11 protein-coding genes are annotated in these 15,407 nt (G+C 67.9%); 6 read left to right on the top strand and 5 right to left on the bottom strand.

All coding sequences use genetic code 11. The features are described from left to right. Positions 1-114: 114 nt before the first annotated feature. Positions 115-1,083 (bottom strand): LysR family transcriptional regulator, encoded by a 969-nt coding sequence (locus tag ACM0PK_RS20470; protein WP_053499296.1) that lies wholly within the window; start codon positions 1,081-1,083, stop codon positions 115-117. Positions 1,084-1,192: 109 nt separating this feature from the next. Here ACM0PK_RS20470 and aceB point away from each other — a divergent pair, with 109 nt between their 5' ends. The 4 genes from aceB (at position 1,193) to ACM0PK_RS20450 (ending at position 8,099) form a co-directional block, all read left to right on the top strand. Further along, positions 1,193-2,815, top strand: a complete 1,623-nt coding sequence (aceB, locus tag ACM0PK_RS20465) for a malate synthase A (protein ID WP_414607904.1) — start codon at positions 1,193-1,195, stop codon at positions 2,813-2,815. A gap of 64 nt (positions 2,816-2,879) precedes the next feature. Continuing rightward, entirely contained in the window at positions 2,880-4,181 is a 1,302-nt protein-coding gene (gene aceA / locus ACM0PK_RS20460; RefSeq protein ID WP_414607903.1) for an isocitrate lyase, read from the top strand. A gap of 371 nt (positions 4,182-4,552) precedes the next feature. Further along, positions 4,553-5,593, top strand: a complete 1,041-nt coding sequence (locus tag ACM0PK_RS20455) for a GGDEF domain-containing protein (RefSeq protein WP_414607902.1) — start codon at positions 4,553-4,555, stop codon at positions 5,591-5,593. A gap of 13 nt (positions 5,594-5,606) precedes the next feature. Beyond that, positions 5,607-8,099, top strand: a complete 2,493-nt coding sequence (locus ACM0PK_RS20450) for a putative peptide modification system cyclase (RefSeq protein WP_414607901.1) — start codon at positions 5,607-5,609, stop codon at positions 8,097-8,099. A gap of 7 nt (positions 8,100-8,106) precedes the next feature. Here the strand turns inward: ACM0PK_RS20450 and ACM0PK_RS20445 are convergent, their stop codons facing one another. Beyond that, positions 8,107-8,403, bottom strand: coding sequence for an NHLP-related RiPP peptide (locus tag ACM0PK_RS20445; RefSeq protein WP_005420725.1), 297 nt, complete (start codon positions 8,401-8,403; stop codon positions 8,107-8,109). A gap of 138 nt (positions 8,404-8,541) precedes the next feature. Between ACM0PK_RS20445 and ACM0PK_RS20440 the strand changes: the two genes are divergently transcribed. After that, on the top strand, positions 8,542-9,708 hold the full coding sequence (locus ACM0PK_RS20440) for a putative peptide maturation dehydrogenase (protein WP_414607900.1): 1,167 nt from the start codon (positions 8,542-8,544) through the stop codon (positions 9,706-9,708). Between the two features lie 19 nt (positions 9,709-9,727). Here ACM0PK_RS20440 and ACM0PK_RS20435 read toward each other — a convergent pair whose 3' ends face one another. From ACM0PK_RS20435 to ACM0PK_RS20425, 3 genes are read right to left on the bottom strand one after another with little or no spacing between them, the layout of a single operon-like run. Continuing rightward, positions 9,728-11,743: an acetyl-CoA carboxylase biotin carboxylase subunit gene (locus ACM0PK_RS20435; RefSeq protein ID WP_414607899.1), complete on the bottom strand. Its 2,016-nt coding sequence runs from the start codon at positions 11,741-11,743 to the stop codon at positions 9,728-9,730. Positions 11,744-11,751: 8 nt separating this feature from the next. Continuing rightward, positions 11,752-13,362, bottom strand: coding sequence for a carboxyl transferase domain-containing protein (locus ACM0PK_RS20430; RefSeq protein WP_414607898.1), 1,611 nt, complete (start codon positions 13,360-13,362; stop codon positions 11,752-11,754). A 10-nt stretch (positions 13,363-13,372) separates the two neighbouring features. Then, positions 13,373-14,536, bottom strand: a complete 1,164-nt coding sequence (locus ACM0PK_RS20425; protein ID WP_414607897.1) for an isovaleryl-CoA dehydrogenase — start codon at positions 14,534-14,536, stop codon at positions 13,373-13,375. Positions 14,537-14,694: 158 nt separating this feature from the next. Here ACM0PK_RS20425 and ACM0PK_RS20420 point away from each other — a divergent pair, with 158 nt between their 5' ends. Next, positions 14,695-15,312 (top strand): TetR/AcrR family transcriptional regulator, encoded by a 618-nt coding sequence (locus ACM0PK_RS20420; protein ID WP_312002661.1) that lies wholly within the window; start codon positions 14,695-14,697, stop codon positions 15,310-15,312. The last annotated feature ends 95 nt before the right edge of the window (positions 15,313-15,407 follow it).

Genomic DNA, 15,407 nt, shown 5'->3' with positions numbered 1-15,407 from the left:
GGAGGGGTTTACGGCGTGTCCTGCCCGCCCACACCGCCCCGCCATCCACGGATAGCAGGCTTTTGCTGTTGCTTTGGCTTCAGCAGGTGCAGGGCGCAGCCCTGCCGAACCCCCTCACCGCTCCGAATGCCCGCTCTGATCGTAATCGCGCGGACTGAACAACTCCGGCTGGATCAGCTCGATGAACGCCCGCGCCTGCGCCGACAACGCCTTGCCCCGGCGCACGATCACCCCGTAGCTGCGCTCGGGGAACCAGCGCTTCATCGAACGCGCCGCCAGCCGCTCGTGGTCGGCCTCGTTCAGGCACAGCGCCGGCACGATGGAAATGCCCATGCCCATCGCCACGTACTGCTTGATTACTTCCCAGCCCCCCACCTCCAGCGCCACGGTGTAGGCGATGCGGTGGCGCTGGAACACCTGGTCCACCAGCCGGTAGGTGATCTGCCGCTTCGGCGGCAGCACCAGCGGATAGCGTGCAATATCGGCCAGCTCCAGCTCGCCGCCCTTGGCCAGCGGATGATCGTGCGGTGCGATCAGCACCTGCTCGAAGCGGTAGGCCGGGGCGTAGGTCAGGTCGGCCGGCACATCGGTCATCGAACCTATCGCCAGGTCGGCGGCATCCTCGCGCAGCAGGTCGGTGCCGTCGGCGCTGATCGCGTTGTGCAGGGTCAGGCGCACGTCCGGGTGGTGCAGGCGAAAGCGTTCGACGATCTTCGGCAGCAGGTACAGGATGGTCGAGCTGTTGGCGGCAATGTTCAGCTCGCCCGCGTCCAGGCCGCGCACCTTGTCGCGGAAGCGCGCCTCCAGCCCGTCCAGGTTCTCCACCAGCGGCTGTGCCATCTCGTACAGCAGCTGGCCCTCGCGGCTGGGCACCAGGCGCCGCCCGCTGCGCTCGAACAATGGCACCCCCAGCTCCCGTTCCAACGCCTGCAACTGCAGGCTGATGGCCGGCTGGCTGACGAAAAGTGCCTCAGCCGCCCGTGAGACCGAGCCGAGGCGCACGGTCTGGCAGAATGCGCGCAGCGGCTTGAGCCGGTCGGATTTGTAGGAAAAACGAGGACTTGGCGGGGCGCGTGTGCTCATCGTGTAACGAGTATTAGCACAACTTATGTAAAACATTGCAAAAACTGTTTTGCCAAATACTGAGGCCCAGCGGCACCGTGGAGACGTTCCCCCATCGCTGGAGTCGCCCATGTCCGCCGTCGCTTCCGCCGTTCCCACTCCCGCCACCAAGGCTACTCCCGGCATCGCCCTGGCGACGCGCGTGGCCGGCCAGGACACCCTGCTGCCGGCGCCGCTGCTGGCCCTGCTGGTGTCGCTGCACCGTGCGGTGGAGCCGGGCCGGCAGGCGAGGCTGCAGGCCCGCCGTGAACGCCAAGCGTTCTTCGACCGGGGCGGCCTGCCGGACTTCCGCGAAGACACCACCGCGATCCGTAGCGGCGACTGGCGCGTTGCGCCGCTGCCGGCCGCGCTGCAGGACCGCCGCGTCGAGATCACCGGCCCGACCGACCCGAAGATGGTCATCAACGCGCTGAACTCCGGCGCCAAGGTGTTCATGGCCGACTTCGAGGATTCGACCTCGCCGACCTGGCGCAACCTGCTGGCCGGGCAGCAGTCGCTGGCCGCGGCGGTGCGCGGCGATCTCGAATACACCGCCCCCAATGGCAAGCATTACACGCTGCGCCCATACGACGAACAGGCGGTGCTGATCGTGCGCCCGCGCGGCTGGCACCTGGACGAGAAGCACGTACGCGTCGACGGCCAGTTCCTTGCCGGTGGCCTGTTCGACGCAGCGGTGTTCGCCTTCCACAACGCCCGCACCCTGCAGGCGAAGGATCGTGGCCCGTACTTCTACCTGCCCAAGCTGCAGAGCATGGAAGAGGCGGCGCTGTGGGAGACCGCGCTGTCGCACATCGAGGGCATGCTCGGCCTGCCGCACGGCCAGATCAAGGTGACCGTGCTGATCGAAACGCTGCCGGCGGTGTTCGAGATGGACGAGATCCTGCACGCGCTGCGTGATCGCATCGTCGGCCTGAACTGCGGGCGCTGGGACTACATCTTCTCGTACCTGAAGACCTTCCGCCGCCACGCCGACCGCGTGCTGCCCGAACGCGGCCAGGTGACCATGACCCAGCCGTTCCTGAAGGCCTATTCGGAACTGCTGATCCAGACCTGCCACCGCCGCGGTGCGCATGCGATGGGCGGCATGGCCGCGCAGATTCCGATCAACAACGATGCCGCCGCCAACGAGCAGGCGATGGCCCGCGTGCGCGCCGACAAGCTGCGCGAAGTCAGCGCCGGCCACGACGGTACCTGGGTCGCGCACCCGGCGCTGATTCCGGTGGCGATGGCGATCTTCGACGAACACATGCCCGGTGCGAACCAGCACAGCGTGCTGCGCCAGGACGTGCGCGTCGGCCGCGATGAACTGATCGCGCGGCCGCCGGGCACCATCACCCGTGCCGGCTTCGAAGGCAACGTGGAAGTCTGCGTGCGTTACCTGGCGGCGTGGCTGGATGGCAACGGCTGTGTGCCGATCCATCACCTGATGGAGGACGCGGCCACCGCCGAGATCAGCCGCAGCCAGTTGTGGCAGTGGCTGCATACGCCCGGCCAGCAGCTGGACGATGGCACCGCGATCGACCAGGCCCTGCTGGATTCCACCTTGGCGCAGCTGCCGGCACGGCTGGGCGAAACCGCCGCGCTGCCTGGTGGCGCACGCATCAGCGAGGCCATCGCCCTGCTCGGCGAATTGAGCCGCAGCGACGAACTGACCGATTTCCTGACCCTGCCGGCCTACGCACGCATCGACTGACTGCCGTCCGCGTCTGCCGCCGTTTCCCTCCCCGCTGCACGCACGAACCGAACTGGAGAAAGACATGAGCAAGCTGCCCACTGCCGAACAGATCCAGCACGACTGGGATACCCACCCGCGTTGGGAAGGCATCCAGCGCAACTACAGCGCTGCCGACGTGGTGCGCCTGCGCGGCACCGTCCACATCGAGCATTCGCTGGCCCGCCTGGGCGCCGAGAAGCTGTGGGCGTCACTGCACGAGCGCGAGTTCGTCAACGCGCTGGGTGCGCTGACCGGCAATCAGGCCATGCAGCAGGTCAAGGCCGGCCTGAAGGCGATCTACCTGTCCGGTTGGCAGGTGGCGGCCGACGCCAACCTGGCCGGGCAGATGTATCCGGACCAGTCGCTGTACCCGGCTGATTCGGTGCCGGCGGTGGTCAAGCGCATCAACAACACGCTGCTGCGCGCCGACCAGCTGCATCACGCCGAAGGCAAGGATGACATCGACTTCCTGCAGCCGATCGTGGCCGATGCCGAGGCCGGCTTCGGCGGCGTGCTCAACGCCTTTGAACTGATGAAGGCGATGATCGAGGCCGGCGCCGCCGGCGTGCACTTCGAGGACCAGCTGGCCTCGGTGAAGAAGTGCGGGCACATGGGCGGCAAGGTGCTGGTGCCGACCCGCGAGGCGATCGAGAAGCTCAACGCCGCACGCCTGGCCGCCGACGTGATGGGCGTGCCGACCCTGCTGGTCGCGCGCACCGATGCCGAAGCTGCGGATCTGCTGACCAGTGACATCGACGGCAACGACAAGCGGTTCACCACCGGTGAGCGCACCGTCGAAGGTTTCTACAAGACCCGCAACGGCCTGGACCAGGCGATCAGCCGCGGCCTGGCCTATGCACCCTATGCCGACCTGGTGTGGTGCGAGACCGGCAAGCCGGACCTGGAGTTTGCACGCAAATTCGCCGAGGCGATCCACGCGAAGTTCCCGGGCAAGCTGCTGGCCTACAACTGCTCGCCCAGCTTCAACTGGAAGAAGAACCTGGACGACGCCACCATTGCTAAGTTCCAGCGCGAACTGGGCAGCTACGGCTACAAGTTCCAGTTCATCACCCTGGCCGGGTTCCATGCGTTGAACTACGGCATGTTCAATCTGGCCCACGGCTACGCGCGCCGCCAGATGAGTGCGTTCGTGGAACTGCAGGAAGCCGAGTTCGAAGCGGCCGAGCGCGGTTTCACTGCGGTCAAGCACCAGCGTGAGGTCGGTACCGGCTATTTCGATGCGGTGACCCAGGCGATCCAGCAGGGCCAGTCGTCGACCACCGCGCTGACCGGATCGACCGAGGAAGAGCAGTTCCACGGCGGGCGCAGCGAACGCGCGGCGTGATCCGGTGCGCGGCGTGATCCGGTAGTGCCGGCCGCTGGCCGGCAATCCGATCAGGGTGGCCAGGGAAGGGCCAGGCAACGCCGGCCGGTCGGGGGACCCGCCGGCGTTGTTGTATCGATGCAAGGGGCAGCCAGCGGGCAGCGTCAATCAGGCGCACCCCGGGTTCCGGCAAGTTGGCCGAAACCCTGTGAAACCCGGCATCGAATTGATCCAGCAGGGGTTTTGCCCGGGCGCCCGTGACCAGAACGGGCCACCACCGATCTTCACATCAATCAAGATCGGCAGAGCGGTCAAAATGAGATAGGGCGCACACTTTAAAGCGGTGCTATGCTCCGCGGCTCACCAGGGGACGCTGGCGGCGGGTGCAGGGAATGACCGGCAGGGGTGCGGCCGAGAACAGTGATGTGACGACAGGTATCGCCCGGGTGGCGATGGCCGAGATCGTGCACGCGCTGTTGTCAGATGCCGAGGTGGCATTGTTTGCCAGATTCGCCCGCGCATGCAAGCTCCGTGCCGGACAGTGGCTGTTCCAGCGTGGCCACCGCGGCGAGCGCATGTATGTGATCCTCGAAGGCCAGATCGAACTGGACTTCGGCGAGGACCTGGTGATCAAGACACTCGGGCAGCATGAGTTCTTCGGAGAACTGGGCCTGCTGGTCGGCGACCACCTGCGCAGCGCGAGCGCGCGCGCGCTGGTCGACTGCGATGTGCTGGAACTGGGGCCGGCTGATTTCCACCGGCTGGTCGAATCCAATCCGGGCCTGGTGGCCTATTTCCTGCGCCGCACGATCATGCGCGTGCTGGCCAACGAACAGGCCTTGATCAGCCAGCTGCGCCGGCGCAACCACGATCTGGAAACCGCGCTGGACAACCTCTACATCACTACCCACCAGCTGACCCACACCCGCGAGCTGGTGCGTACCGATGAACTGACCGGCCTGCACAACCGCCGTGGCCTCACCCTGTACCTGCAGGAGTGCCGCGAGCGTGCCGAGGGGCCGCCACAGGCGCTGCTGCTGATCGACTGCGACCGCTTCAAGCAGATCAACGACCGCCACGGCCACCAGGCCGGCGACCGCGTGCTGCAGAGCATGGGCAACATCCTGCGCTCGATGGCTGGCGAACAGGACCTGGCCTGCCGGCTTGGCGGTGATGAGTTCTGCCTGATGCTGCGCCGTGGCAACCGCGAGATCGTGCAGCACGCTGCCGAGTTCATCCTCAGCGCGGTGCACGGCCTGCTCGAGCGCAGCCATGGCACGCCGCATGTAAGCCTGGTCAGCATCGGAGCCAGTCTGCTGGATGCCGACGCGGACTGGAGCGAGTGGTATGCCAGCGCCGATCGGGCGCTGTACCGGGCCAAGCGTGATGGCGGCAACTGCCTGCGCTGGGTGGATGATCCGGACGGCCAATAGGGAGATGCAGGCGATGAATGGCGACAACGGAACGTCAGCCCCGAATAGCCCACAGCTACGCGCCCTGCTGTTCACTGATCTGTGTGATTCGCTGCAGCTGGTCGAGCGGATCGGCGACGTGGCGGCGGCGAGCCTGTTCCAGGAACACGACCGCCTGGTGCTGGTGCTGCAGCACCGCTGGAATGGCCAGCTGATCGATCGTTCGGACGGCCTGTTCATGCTGTTCGAGCGCGCCATCGATGCCCTGGGCTTCGCCCTGGACTACCAGCGCGAACTGCATGCGCTGGGCCAGCAGCGTGCGATTGAACTGCGCGCGCGTGCCGGCCTGCATGTGGGTGACGTGCTGACCTGGGAAAACAGTGCAGAGGCGGTCCGCGCCGGCGCCAAGTCGATGGAAGTGGAAGGCTTGGCCAAGCCGATGGCGGCGCGCCTGATGATGCTGGCGCGGCCCGGCCAGATCCTGTTGTCGGCGGTAGCCGAATCGCTGACCCGCCGTGCCACCGATGCGTTGGGCGAGCGCGGCACGCGCCTGTTGTGGAAGTCGCACGGGCGCTGGCGCTTCAAGGGCGTGCCGGTGGTACAGGAAGTGATCGAAGTGGGCGAGATCGGCTCCGCACCGCTGCGCATGCCGCGTGCCAATGCCAAGGCCCGCCGCGACCTGCCGTTGTGGCGGCAGCCGCTGGTGCTGGCCGCCGAAGGCCTGGTGCTGGCGGTGGCGGTGCTGGGCGGCTGGCTGCTGCTGCGGCCGGAACCGGCGATCGCGTTCGCCGAGCGCGACTGGGTGGTGCTCGGTGATGTCGACAATCTCACCGGCGACCCGATCTTCGACGACTCGATGCGGCACGCGATCCGGATCGCGCTGGAGCAGTCGCGCTACGTGAACGTGCTGTCGGAGGGCAAGATCCGCGAAAGCCTGGAAATGGCGCGGCTCTCGGGCGATACCCGGCTCAGCCGCGATACCGCAGCCAACGTGGCGGTGCGGGAAGGCGCGCGCGCCGTGCTGCTGCCGACGGTGCGGCAGAAGGTCGGTGGCTACGAGCTGGCCATCGATGTCGCCGCACCCGGCAGCGGCCAGGTGATCCAGACGTTCACCGCCACCGTGGATCGATCCGACCAGATGGTGTTCGCGGTGGACGACGTGGTCGGGCGCCTGCGTCGCGGACTGGGCGAATCGGTGGCGAGCTTGGAACAGTCGTTGCCGCTGCCGCGGGCATCGACCCAGGATCTGCGCGCACTGCGTGCATTCGCACTGGCGGAAAGTGCACTGGGCCAGCGGCGCTTCGAGGAGGCGCGCAACCTGTACCAGGCGGCGATCGATATCGATCCCGGTTTCGCCCTGGCCTACATGGGCGTGGCCAAACTGCATGCGCGCGTCGAAGAAGGGCGGCGTGCACGCGAAGCCATGCAGCATGCGCTGGACCTGCAGGATCGGCTGCCGCCACGCGAGCGGCTGTACCTGAAGGCCTGGATGGCCGAGCTGGAGCCGGGTGGCTGGGCGCTGGAGCAATGGCGCACGCTGGCCAAGGTCTATCCGGATTCGTTCGCGGGGCTGTCCAACACCTCCTGGTACCTGCTACAGGCCAACCAGTTCAGCGAGGCCGAACCCTATGCGCGTGCGGCCGCAGTACCGCAGGATCCGCTGCGGCTGTATCCGCTGGTCCATCTGGTGCGGATACAGATCGCTGCCAACCAACCGCAGCTCGCTGCCGAAACGCTGGCCCAGGCGCAGGTCCTGCGCGGCCGTGATGACGCCGATGAGACCGGTGTGGATGTGCTGGTGGCCCAGGGGCAGTACGCCAAGGCAGCGAAGCTGTTACCGCAGATCCATGCCAGCGATGCCCTGCAGCAGCGGATGAAGCTGCGTGCGCAGTTGTTGCTGGCGGCCGCGCAGCGCGATTGCGCGGCCATGCAGCAGGCGATACGCGAAGATGCAGCGGCGCCGACGCTGATCGATCTTCAGGTGCAGCAGCGCCTGCAGCACGCCAGCGTGGCGGCGCTGTGCCCGAGCGCTGACCGTGCCGGGCTGCAGGCCATTGCGGCGCTGCTGCAGCCGATGCTGCAGGAGCGTGATGATCCCATGCTGCATGCCCGTGGCCTGCAATGGCTGGCACTGGTCCACCTGGCGCAGCGGCAGGGCCAGTTCGAACTGGCCAGGCGCTGGCTGGACGAGCAGCGGCCCCTGCTGCGCAGCCTGCGCAGTCCGGTCGCGGACCGCTGGCTGCGCATCGTCAGCGCCATGGACGAACTGCAGATGCAGCGGCCCGATGCAGCCCGCGCGCTGATCGAGCCGATGCTCGATGGCAGCGAGCCGGTGCAGGCACACGTCGTGCTGCTGCTCGCGCTGCGCGCACAGGGCAATGAAGCCGCGGTACGCCGCGAGCAGGCCTGGCTGTCCCAGCATCGCGGCCAGGCCATTGCCGAGGTCACCGCCATGCAGGTCTGGCAACCACTGAACGTGCATGACGTGTCCACGTGGGCATCGCCGGCCACGGCCGGCGCGCCCTGATGGCGGGTCAACCGTCGATGCGCTCGCCGACCTTGCCGGCTTCGAAGCAGAACACCACGGTCATGGCCGCCACCGACCCGGACAGGTGGGCCTGCAGCCCGTCACGCACTTGGCTCAGCTCCTCGACCGAGGCCAGGGTGCCGATCTTCATGCAGTCGTTCTCGCCAACGGCACCGTCCAGCCCGATCGAGGCCAGCGCCTTGGCTGGCGACGCGGTGAAGTGGCTGCGGAAGTCGTCATTGCCGATCAGGTGGTCAAGCAGGAGGCTGGCGTCTGCGGCGGAAAGGCGGGGATGGGTGCTCATGGGGATCGTCCGTAAGTGGAGTTTCTCGTATCGGCCGCGACAGCCTGCCATTGAGGGCCGCGCTGTGCACATCGCTAAAGTTGGCCGCGCCGCGGTCGTTGCTGCTATGCCGGTTGTGCGGCAGAAGGAAGGAAACCGATGCGCCTGCGCCGCTGCGCCAGCCTGATGTTCGAGCCCCGCGAGGCGGTCACCCTGGACCTGCGCGCGATGCTGGCCGGCCACGCCGAGATGGACAGCCAGATCAGCTGGGTGGCGCTGGCCGCGCATCTGGACCAGCCACTGCCGGTGGACGCCGAGGAGCGCCAGCTGCTGGGCGAGCTCAGCGCGCACCGCTGGAGCGAACCGCCCGCCGATGCTTCCCCGGCGATGCTGGCCCGCCTGGTCGAGCAGGGCCTGCTGCTGACCGACCCGCCGAGCGAGGTGGGGCACCAGCTGCGCGACGAGGCGCTGCGGCGCAGCCAGTGGTGGCCGCTGGCTGCACTGGCCCATCGCCATGCACGCTGGCAGGCCGTGGACAGCGTGGAGGACATGCGCCGGCAGGGGTTGGACACCGCTGCCGGCCTGCGCCAGCGCCTCGGGCCGCCGCCGCCGGTGGTGCAGCCCATGCAGGGCGACTACCAGCCGCTGCCGCGCAGCGAAGAGGCCGCGTTCGACGCACTGCTGGCGCGCCGCACCACCTGCCGCAATTTCGACCCGCAGCGCGCGCTGCCGCTGCCGTTGCTGGCCCAGGTGCTGCAGCGCACGCTGATGGCGCACGCGGTGCAGAAGGTCGAGCGCGATACCGAGTTCCTGAAGAAGAACGTGCCTTCCGGTGGCGGCCTGCATCCCACCGAAGGCTTCCTGCTGGTGCAGAACGTGGAAGGACTGGCACCGGGCCTGTACCACTACCACCCGGTGCAGCACGCCGTGCTGCCGCTGCCCTCGCCACCGCCGCAGGCACTGCCGGCGCTGGCGCGGCGGATGCTGTCCGGGCAGGCGTGGTTCGCCGATGCGCCGGCGCTGCTGGTGCTGGCGCCGCGCTATGACCGCTGCTTCTGGAAGTACCGCAACCACGCCAAGGCGCATCGTGCGGTGACGCTGGACGTCGGCCACATCTCGCAGCTGCTGTACCTGTGCGCGACCGAGCGCGGCCTGGCCGCCTTCGTCACCGCAGCCATCAACGATGCCGATGTCGATCGTGCCTTCGGCTTCGATGGCATCGGCCAGAGCGCGATGGTCATCTGCGGCCTGGGCTGGCGCAGTGCCACACTGGACACGGCAGAATTCGATCCCGCTGGTCGGGTGACGGCGGGCGACGACCGCTGAGCGACCGTCGCCCCGGCGCTCACGCCGCTTCGAAGTCCACCAGCACCGCGCCGTCGTTGACCTGGTCACCGGCCTTGGCGCGGTAGCCCTTCACCGTGCCGTCGGCCGGCGCCTGCAGGGTGTGCTCCATCTTCATCGCTTCCAGCACCACCAGCGGCGTGCCGCGCTTGACCTCGGTACCGGCGGCGACCAGCGTGGCCACGATCTTCCCGGGCATCGGTGCCAGCAGGCTGCCGGCATCGGCCACGGCGTGGTCCGATTCGCTCACCGGATCATGCAGGGTGAAACGGTGCTGGCCGTCGGTGCCGAACAGGTACAGCTGGTCACCGTCGCGCAGCAGCTGCAGTGTCCAGCGGCGCCCACCCAGCTGCACCGCCAGCCCCCGCACATCGGCGGTGCCGATCACCTGCACGGGTGCCGCGTCATCGCACTGCACGCGCCAGCCATCGGCCTGCGCCCACACCTTCAGCGAGTGCCGGCATTCGCCCTGCTGCAGCGGCAGCACGCGCGGCGCGGGCGCGCCAAGGCGCCAGCCGTCCTGCGCCTGCCACGGCGAATGCGGGTCGCGCGCATCGCTGGCTGCACCTGCAGTAGTGGCCACGGCGGCCACCGCCGCTAGCAGCCACAGCGCATCATCGCTGTCACCCACCCGGCCCAATGCGGCCTGCTCGCGCTCGATCAGCGCGGTATCCAGCTTGGCATGGGTAAACGAATCGGTGTTCACCAGGCGGCGCAGGAAACCGGCATTGGTGGTCACGCCCACCACCTGGCAGTCGGCCAGGGCCTGGCTCATGCGGCGCAGCGCGGCGTCGCGGTCCACGTCCCAGACGATCAGCTTGGCAATCATGGGATCGTAGTACGGCGTGATGCTGTCGCCTTCCTCGACACCGGTATCCACGCGCACATGAGTCGACGGCGCCGGCAGGCGCAGGCGGCGCAGGAGGCCGGTGGACGGCAGGAAACCACGGTCGGCGTCTTCGGCATACAGCCGCGCCTCGATGGCGTGGCCGTGGATCGCCAGCTGCTCCTGGCGCAGCGGCAGCGGCTGGCCCGAGGCTACGCGCAGCTGCCACTCCACCAGGTCGGTGCCGGTGATGTACTCGGTCACCGGGTGCTCGACCTGCAGGCGGGTGTTCATCTCCATGAAGTAGAAATCGCCGTCCGGGCCGGCGATGAATTCCACCGTGCCGGCACCGACGTAGCCCACCGCGCGCGCGGCATCGACCGCGGCCTTGCCCATCGCAGCACGACGTTCGGGGCTCATGCCCGGGGCGGGCGCTTCTTCCAGCACCTTCTGGTGGCGGCGCTGCACCGAGCAATCGCGCTCGAACAGGTAGACCGCCTCACCGTGGCTGTCGCCGAACACCTGGATCTCGATATGGCGCGGGCGCTCGACGTACTTCTCGACCAGCACATGGTCGTTGCCGAATGCCGAGGCGGCCTCGCGCTGGCAGCTGGCCAGTGCATCGACGAAGTCCTCGCTGCGTTCGACCTTGCGCATGCCCTTGCCACCGCCACCGGCGCTGGCCTTGATCAGTACCGGGTAGCCGATGGCATCGGCCTGCGCGCGCAGGAACGTCGGCTCCTGCTGGTCGCCGTGGTAGCCCGGCGTCAGTGGCACACCGGCCTTGGCCATCAACGCCTTGGCCGCGCTCTTGTCACCCATCGCGCGGATCGCGCTGGCCGGCGGCCCGATGAAGGTGACGCCGGCGGCGGCGCAGGCATCGGCGAAGTCGGCATTCTCGGACAGGAAGCCGTAACCGGGGTGGATCGCCTGCGCGCCGGTCAGGCGTGCGGCGTCGAGCAGGGCGCCGCCGCGCAGGTAACTTTCACGTGCAGCGGCCGGACCGATGTGGATGGCTTCGTCGGCCAGGCGCACGTGGCGCGCGTTGCGGTCGGCATCGGAATATACCGCCACGGTGGCGATGCCGAGGCGGCGGCAGGTGGCGATGACGCGGCAGGCGATTTCGCCGCGATTGGCGATCAGGACTTTGGTGAACATGGCAACGGGCTTCATGGGAGCGTGCTCGGTCATGGCACGGGTTACATGCGGAACACGCCGAAGCGCGTCTGCTGCGGGGCGGCGTTGAGGCTGGCCGACAGCGCCAGGGCCAGTACCCGGCGGGTGTCGGCCGGATCGATCACGCCGTCGTCCCACAGGCGCGCGCTGGCGTAGTACGGGTGGCCCTGCTGCTCGAACTGGTCGCGGATCGGCGCCTTGAACGCGTCTTCCTCCGCTGCCGGCCACTGGCCGCCCTTGGCCTCGATGCCATCGCGCTTGACCGTGGCCAGCACGCTGGCGGCCTGTTCGCCACCCATCACGCCGATGCGCGCGTTCGGCCACATCCACAGGAAGTTCGGCGAGTATGCACGGCCGCACATGCCGTAGTTGCCGGCACCGAACGAGCCACCGATCACCACGGTGAACTTGGGTACCTTGGCGCAGGCCACTGCCATCACCAGCTTGGCCCCGTCCTTGGCGATACCACCCTGTTCGTACTTTCGACCGACCATGAAACCGGTGATGTTCTGCAGGAACACCAGCGGGATGTTGCGCTGGGTGCATAGCTCGATGAAGTGCGCACCCTTCAGCGCCGACTCGGAGAACAGGATGCCGTTGTTGGCGATGATGCCGATCGGGTAGCCGTTCAGATGGGCGAAGCCGGTGACCAGCGTTGCGCCGTAGCGCGGCTTGAATTCGTCGAAGCGTGAGCCATCGACCAGCCGCGCGATCACTTCGCGTACGTCGTAGGGCTTGCGCGTATCGGCCGGGATCACCCCGTACAGTTCGTGTGCCGGCAGCAGCGGTTCCTCGGGCGCCTGCACCGCCATGGCCGGTTCCGGCTTGCGCCAGTTGAGCTGGGCGATGATCGCGCGCACCCGTGCCAGTGCCTGCAGGTCGTTGTCGGCCATGTGGTCAGCCACGCCGGAGATGCGCGTGTGCACATCGGCACCACCCAGTTCCTCGGCCGTCACCACTTCGCCGGTGGCCGCCTTCACCAGCGGCGGGCCGCCGAGGAAGATCGTGCCCTGCTCGCGCACGATCACCGTCTCGTCGCTCATCGCTGGCACATAGGCACCACCAGCGGTGCAGCTGCCCATCACGCAGGCGATCTGCGGAATGCCCTGTGCCGACAGGTTGGCCTGGTTGTAGAAGATGCGGCCGAAATGGTCGCGGTCGGGAAAGACTTCGTCCTGCAGCGGCAGGAACGCGCCACCGGAATCGACCAGGTAGATGCACGGCAGGTGGTTCTGCTCGGCGATCTCCTGCGCGCGCAGGTGCTTCTTCACCGTCATCGGGTAGTAGGTGCCGCCCTTGACCGTGGCATCGTTGGCCACGATCACGCATTCCACGCCACTGACGCGGCCGATGCCGGCCACTACGCCAGCGGCCGGCACGGTGTCTTCGTACATGCCGTGCGCGGCCAGCGGCGCGATTTCCAGGAACGCGCTGCCCGGGTCGAGCAGGGCGTCGATGCGGTCGCGCACCAGCAGCTTGCCGCGCGCGGTGTGCTTGGCGCGTGCGGCTTCGCTGCCACCCAGCGCGGTGCGGGCGAGGGTGGCATGCAGGTCGTCGACCACGGCCTGCATGGCCGCGCGGTTGCTTTCAAACGTTTCGCTGCCTGGTTGCAGCTGGGTGCTCAATACGGTCATCGCAGTGGCCTTACAGGGTGCGCTGGAACAGTTCGCGGCCGATCAGCATGCGGCGGATCTCGGACGTGCCGGCGCCGATCTCATACAGCTTGGCATCGCGCCACAAGCTGCCGGTCGGGTATTCGTTGATGTAGCCGTTGCCGCCCAGGATCTGGATCGCCTGGCCAGTCAGCCAGGTGGCCTTCTCGGCGGCGTACAGGATGGCACCGGCGGCGTCCTGGCGGGTGGTGCGGCCCTGGTCGCAGGCGCGTGCCACGGCATAGACATACGCGCGGCAGGCACCCAGGCCCACGTACATGTCGGCGATCTTGGCCTGGATCAGCTGGAAGCTGCCGATCGGCTCGCCGAACTGGTGGCGCTCGTGCACATACGGCATCACCACGTCCATGGCCGCGGCCATCAGGCCCAGCGGGCCACCGGACAGCACCACGCGCTCGTAGTCCAGGCCGGACATCAGCACGCGCACGCCACCGCCAACCTGGCCCAGCACGTTCTCTTCAGGAATCTCGCAATCCTGGAACACCAGCTCGCAGGTGGGCGAAGAACGCATGCCCAGCTTGTCCAGCTTCTGCGCGGTGGAAAAGCCCTTCATGCCCTTCTCGACCAGGAACGCGGTGATGCCCTTGGCGCCGGCCTCCATGTCGGTCTTGGCGTAGACCACCAGCACGTCGGCATCCGGGCCGTTGGTGATCCACATCTTGTTGCCGTTGAGCACGTAGCGGTCGCCGCGCTTGTCCGCGCGCAGCTTCATCGACACCACGTCCGAACCGGCGCCCGGTTCGCTCATCGCCAGCGCGCCCACCCTGGCGCCGCTGCACAGGTCGGGCAGGAAGCGCTGCTTCTGTTCCTCGTTGCCGTTCTTGCGCAGCTGGTTCACGCACAGGTTGGAGTGCGCGCCATAGGACAGGCCGATGCCGCCGGAAGCGCGCGAGATCTCTTCCATCGCCACCACATGGGCCAGGTAGCCCATGCCGGTGCCACCGTATGCTTCTTCCACGGTGAGGCCCAGCAGCCCCTGTTCGCCCAGCTTCGGCCACAGGGCCAGCGGGAACTGGTTGCTGGCATCGGCCTCGGCGGCCAGCGGCGCGACCTCGGCGGCGGCAAAATGGGCCACGCTCTGGCGCAGCAGGTCGATGTCTTCGCCAAGATCGAAGTTCAGGGATGGCACGTGCATTGTGGTGGCTCCACGGCGGGATGGCAGGAATGGACGCACCCGGCGGGGGAGTGGGCGGCGGTCTGCAGGACCGTCACCTACACGGGCGATGGCCCCAGCGTAGCGGGGTTCGGGTAAGAAGTGAATACGAATTCAAAAATTGAAACTAGAATCAGAACATGGCCTATAAACGCTCTGCATTGATGGAAGAACGCCTGGCGGGCGCCCGAGAACGGATCCTGCTGGCCACCCGCGAGCTGGTCGCCACTGGCGGCTGGCGCAATGCCCCGGTGACGGCCGTGGCAACCCAGGCGGGGGTGTCCACCGGCCTGATCTACCGGCATTTCCCATCCAAGGCGGAGCTGTTCGTGGAAGTCCTCAATGCCGCCGTGGCCCACGAGGTCGCGATCATGGAGCGGATCGCCAGTGGCCCGGAGGCGGCCAGCGAGCGGCTGCGGCTGGCGATCACCGCCTTCGTCCGCCGTGCCCTGGCCGGGCCGGGGCTCGCGCACGCCTTCATCGTCGAACCGGTCGACCCGGATGTGGAAGCCGAGCGCATGCGCGGTCGTCGCGCATTCGGCGACGTGTTCCTGCGGCTGGTGGAGGAGGGCGTGTCGGCCGGTGAGCTGCCTGCGCAGGACGCGCATGTGGCCGCCGCCTGCCTGGTGGGTGCCTTCACCGAAGCGATGGTCGGCCCGACCGCACCCAGCCGCGAAGCGCACCGCGACGAAGACGCGCTGGTGGATGCGATCTGCAGCTTCTGCCTGCGCGCGATCGGCGCCCCGGCAATCCGGTAGCGCCGGCCGCTGGCCGGCTTCTGCACGATCCATCTGGCAGGAGGGTGATGCCGGCCAGCGGCCGGCACTACCGGGTGGGCATGCTGCGCCGCATC

Origin of the sequence: Stenotrophomonas sp. FR010 (assembly GCF_047520755.2) — a bacterium.
In the GTDB taxonomy this organism is placed as follows: Bacteria; Pseudomonadota; Gammaproteobacteria; order Xanthomonadales; family Xanthomonadaceae; genus Stenotrophomonas; species Stenotrophomonas sepilia.
This window is presented reverse-complemented; position numbering and strand designations above follow the sequence as displayed.

Bases quoted from the DNA above. Each gene is read 5' to 3' on its own strand.
- ACM0PK_RS20470 (WP_053499296.1), bottom strand. From the start codon at position 1,083: ATGAGCACACGCGCCCCGCCAAGTCCTCGTTTTTCCTACAAATCCGAC.
- aceB (WP_414607904.1), top strand. From the start codon at position 1,193: ATGTCCGCCGTCGCTTCCGCCGTTCCCACTCCCGCCACCAAGGCTACT.
- aceA (WP_414607903.1), top strand. From the start codon at position 2,880: ATGAGCAAGCTGCCCACTGCCGAACAGATCCAGCACGACTGGGATACC.
- ACM0PK_RS20455 (WP_414607902.1), top strand. From the start codon at position 4,553: ATGACCGGCAGGGGTGCGGCCGAGAACAGTGATGTGACGACAGGTATC.
- ACM0PK_RS20450 (WP_414607901.1), top strand. From the start codon at position 5,607: ATGAATGGCGACAACGGAACGTCAGCCCCGAATAGCCCACAGCTACGC.
- ACM0PK_RS20445 (WP_005420725.1), bottom strand. From the start codon at position 8,403: ATGAGCACCCATCCCCGCCTTTCCGCCGCAGACGCCAGCCTCCTGCTT.
- ACM0PK_RS20440 (WP_414607900.1), top strand. From the start codon at position 8,542: ATGCGCCTGCGCCGCTGCGCCAGCCTGATGTTCGAGCCCCGCGAGGCG.
- ACM0PK_RS20435 (WP_414607899.1), bottom strand. From the start codon at position 11,743: ATGACCGAGCACGCTCCCATGAAGCCCGTTGCCATGTTCACCAAAGTC.
- ACM0PK_RS20430 (WP_414607898.1), bottom strand. From the start codon at position 13,362: ATGACCGTATTGAGCACCCAGCTGCAACCAGGCAGCGAAACGTTTGAA.
- ACM0PK_RS20425 (WP_414607897.1), bottom strand. From the start codon at position 14,536: ATGCACGTGCCATCCCTGAACTTCGATCTTGGCGAAGACATCGACCTG.
- ACM0PK_RS20420 (WP_312002661.1), top strand. From the start codon at position 14,695: ATGGCCTATAAACGCTCTGCATTGATGGAAGAACGCCTGGCGGGCGCC.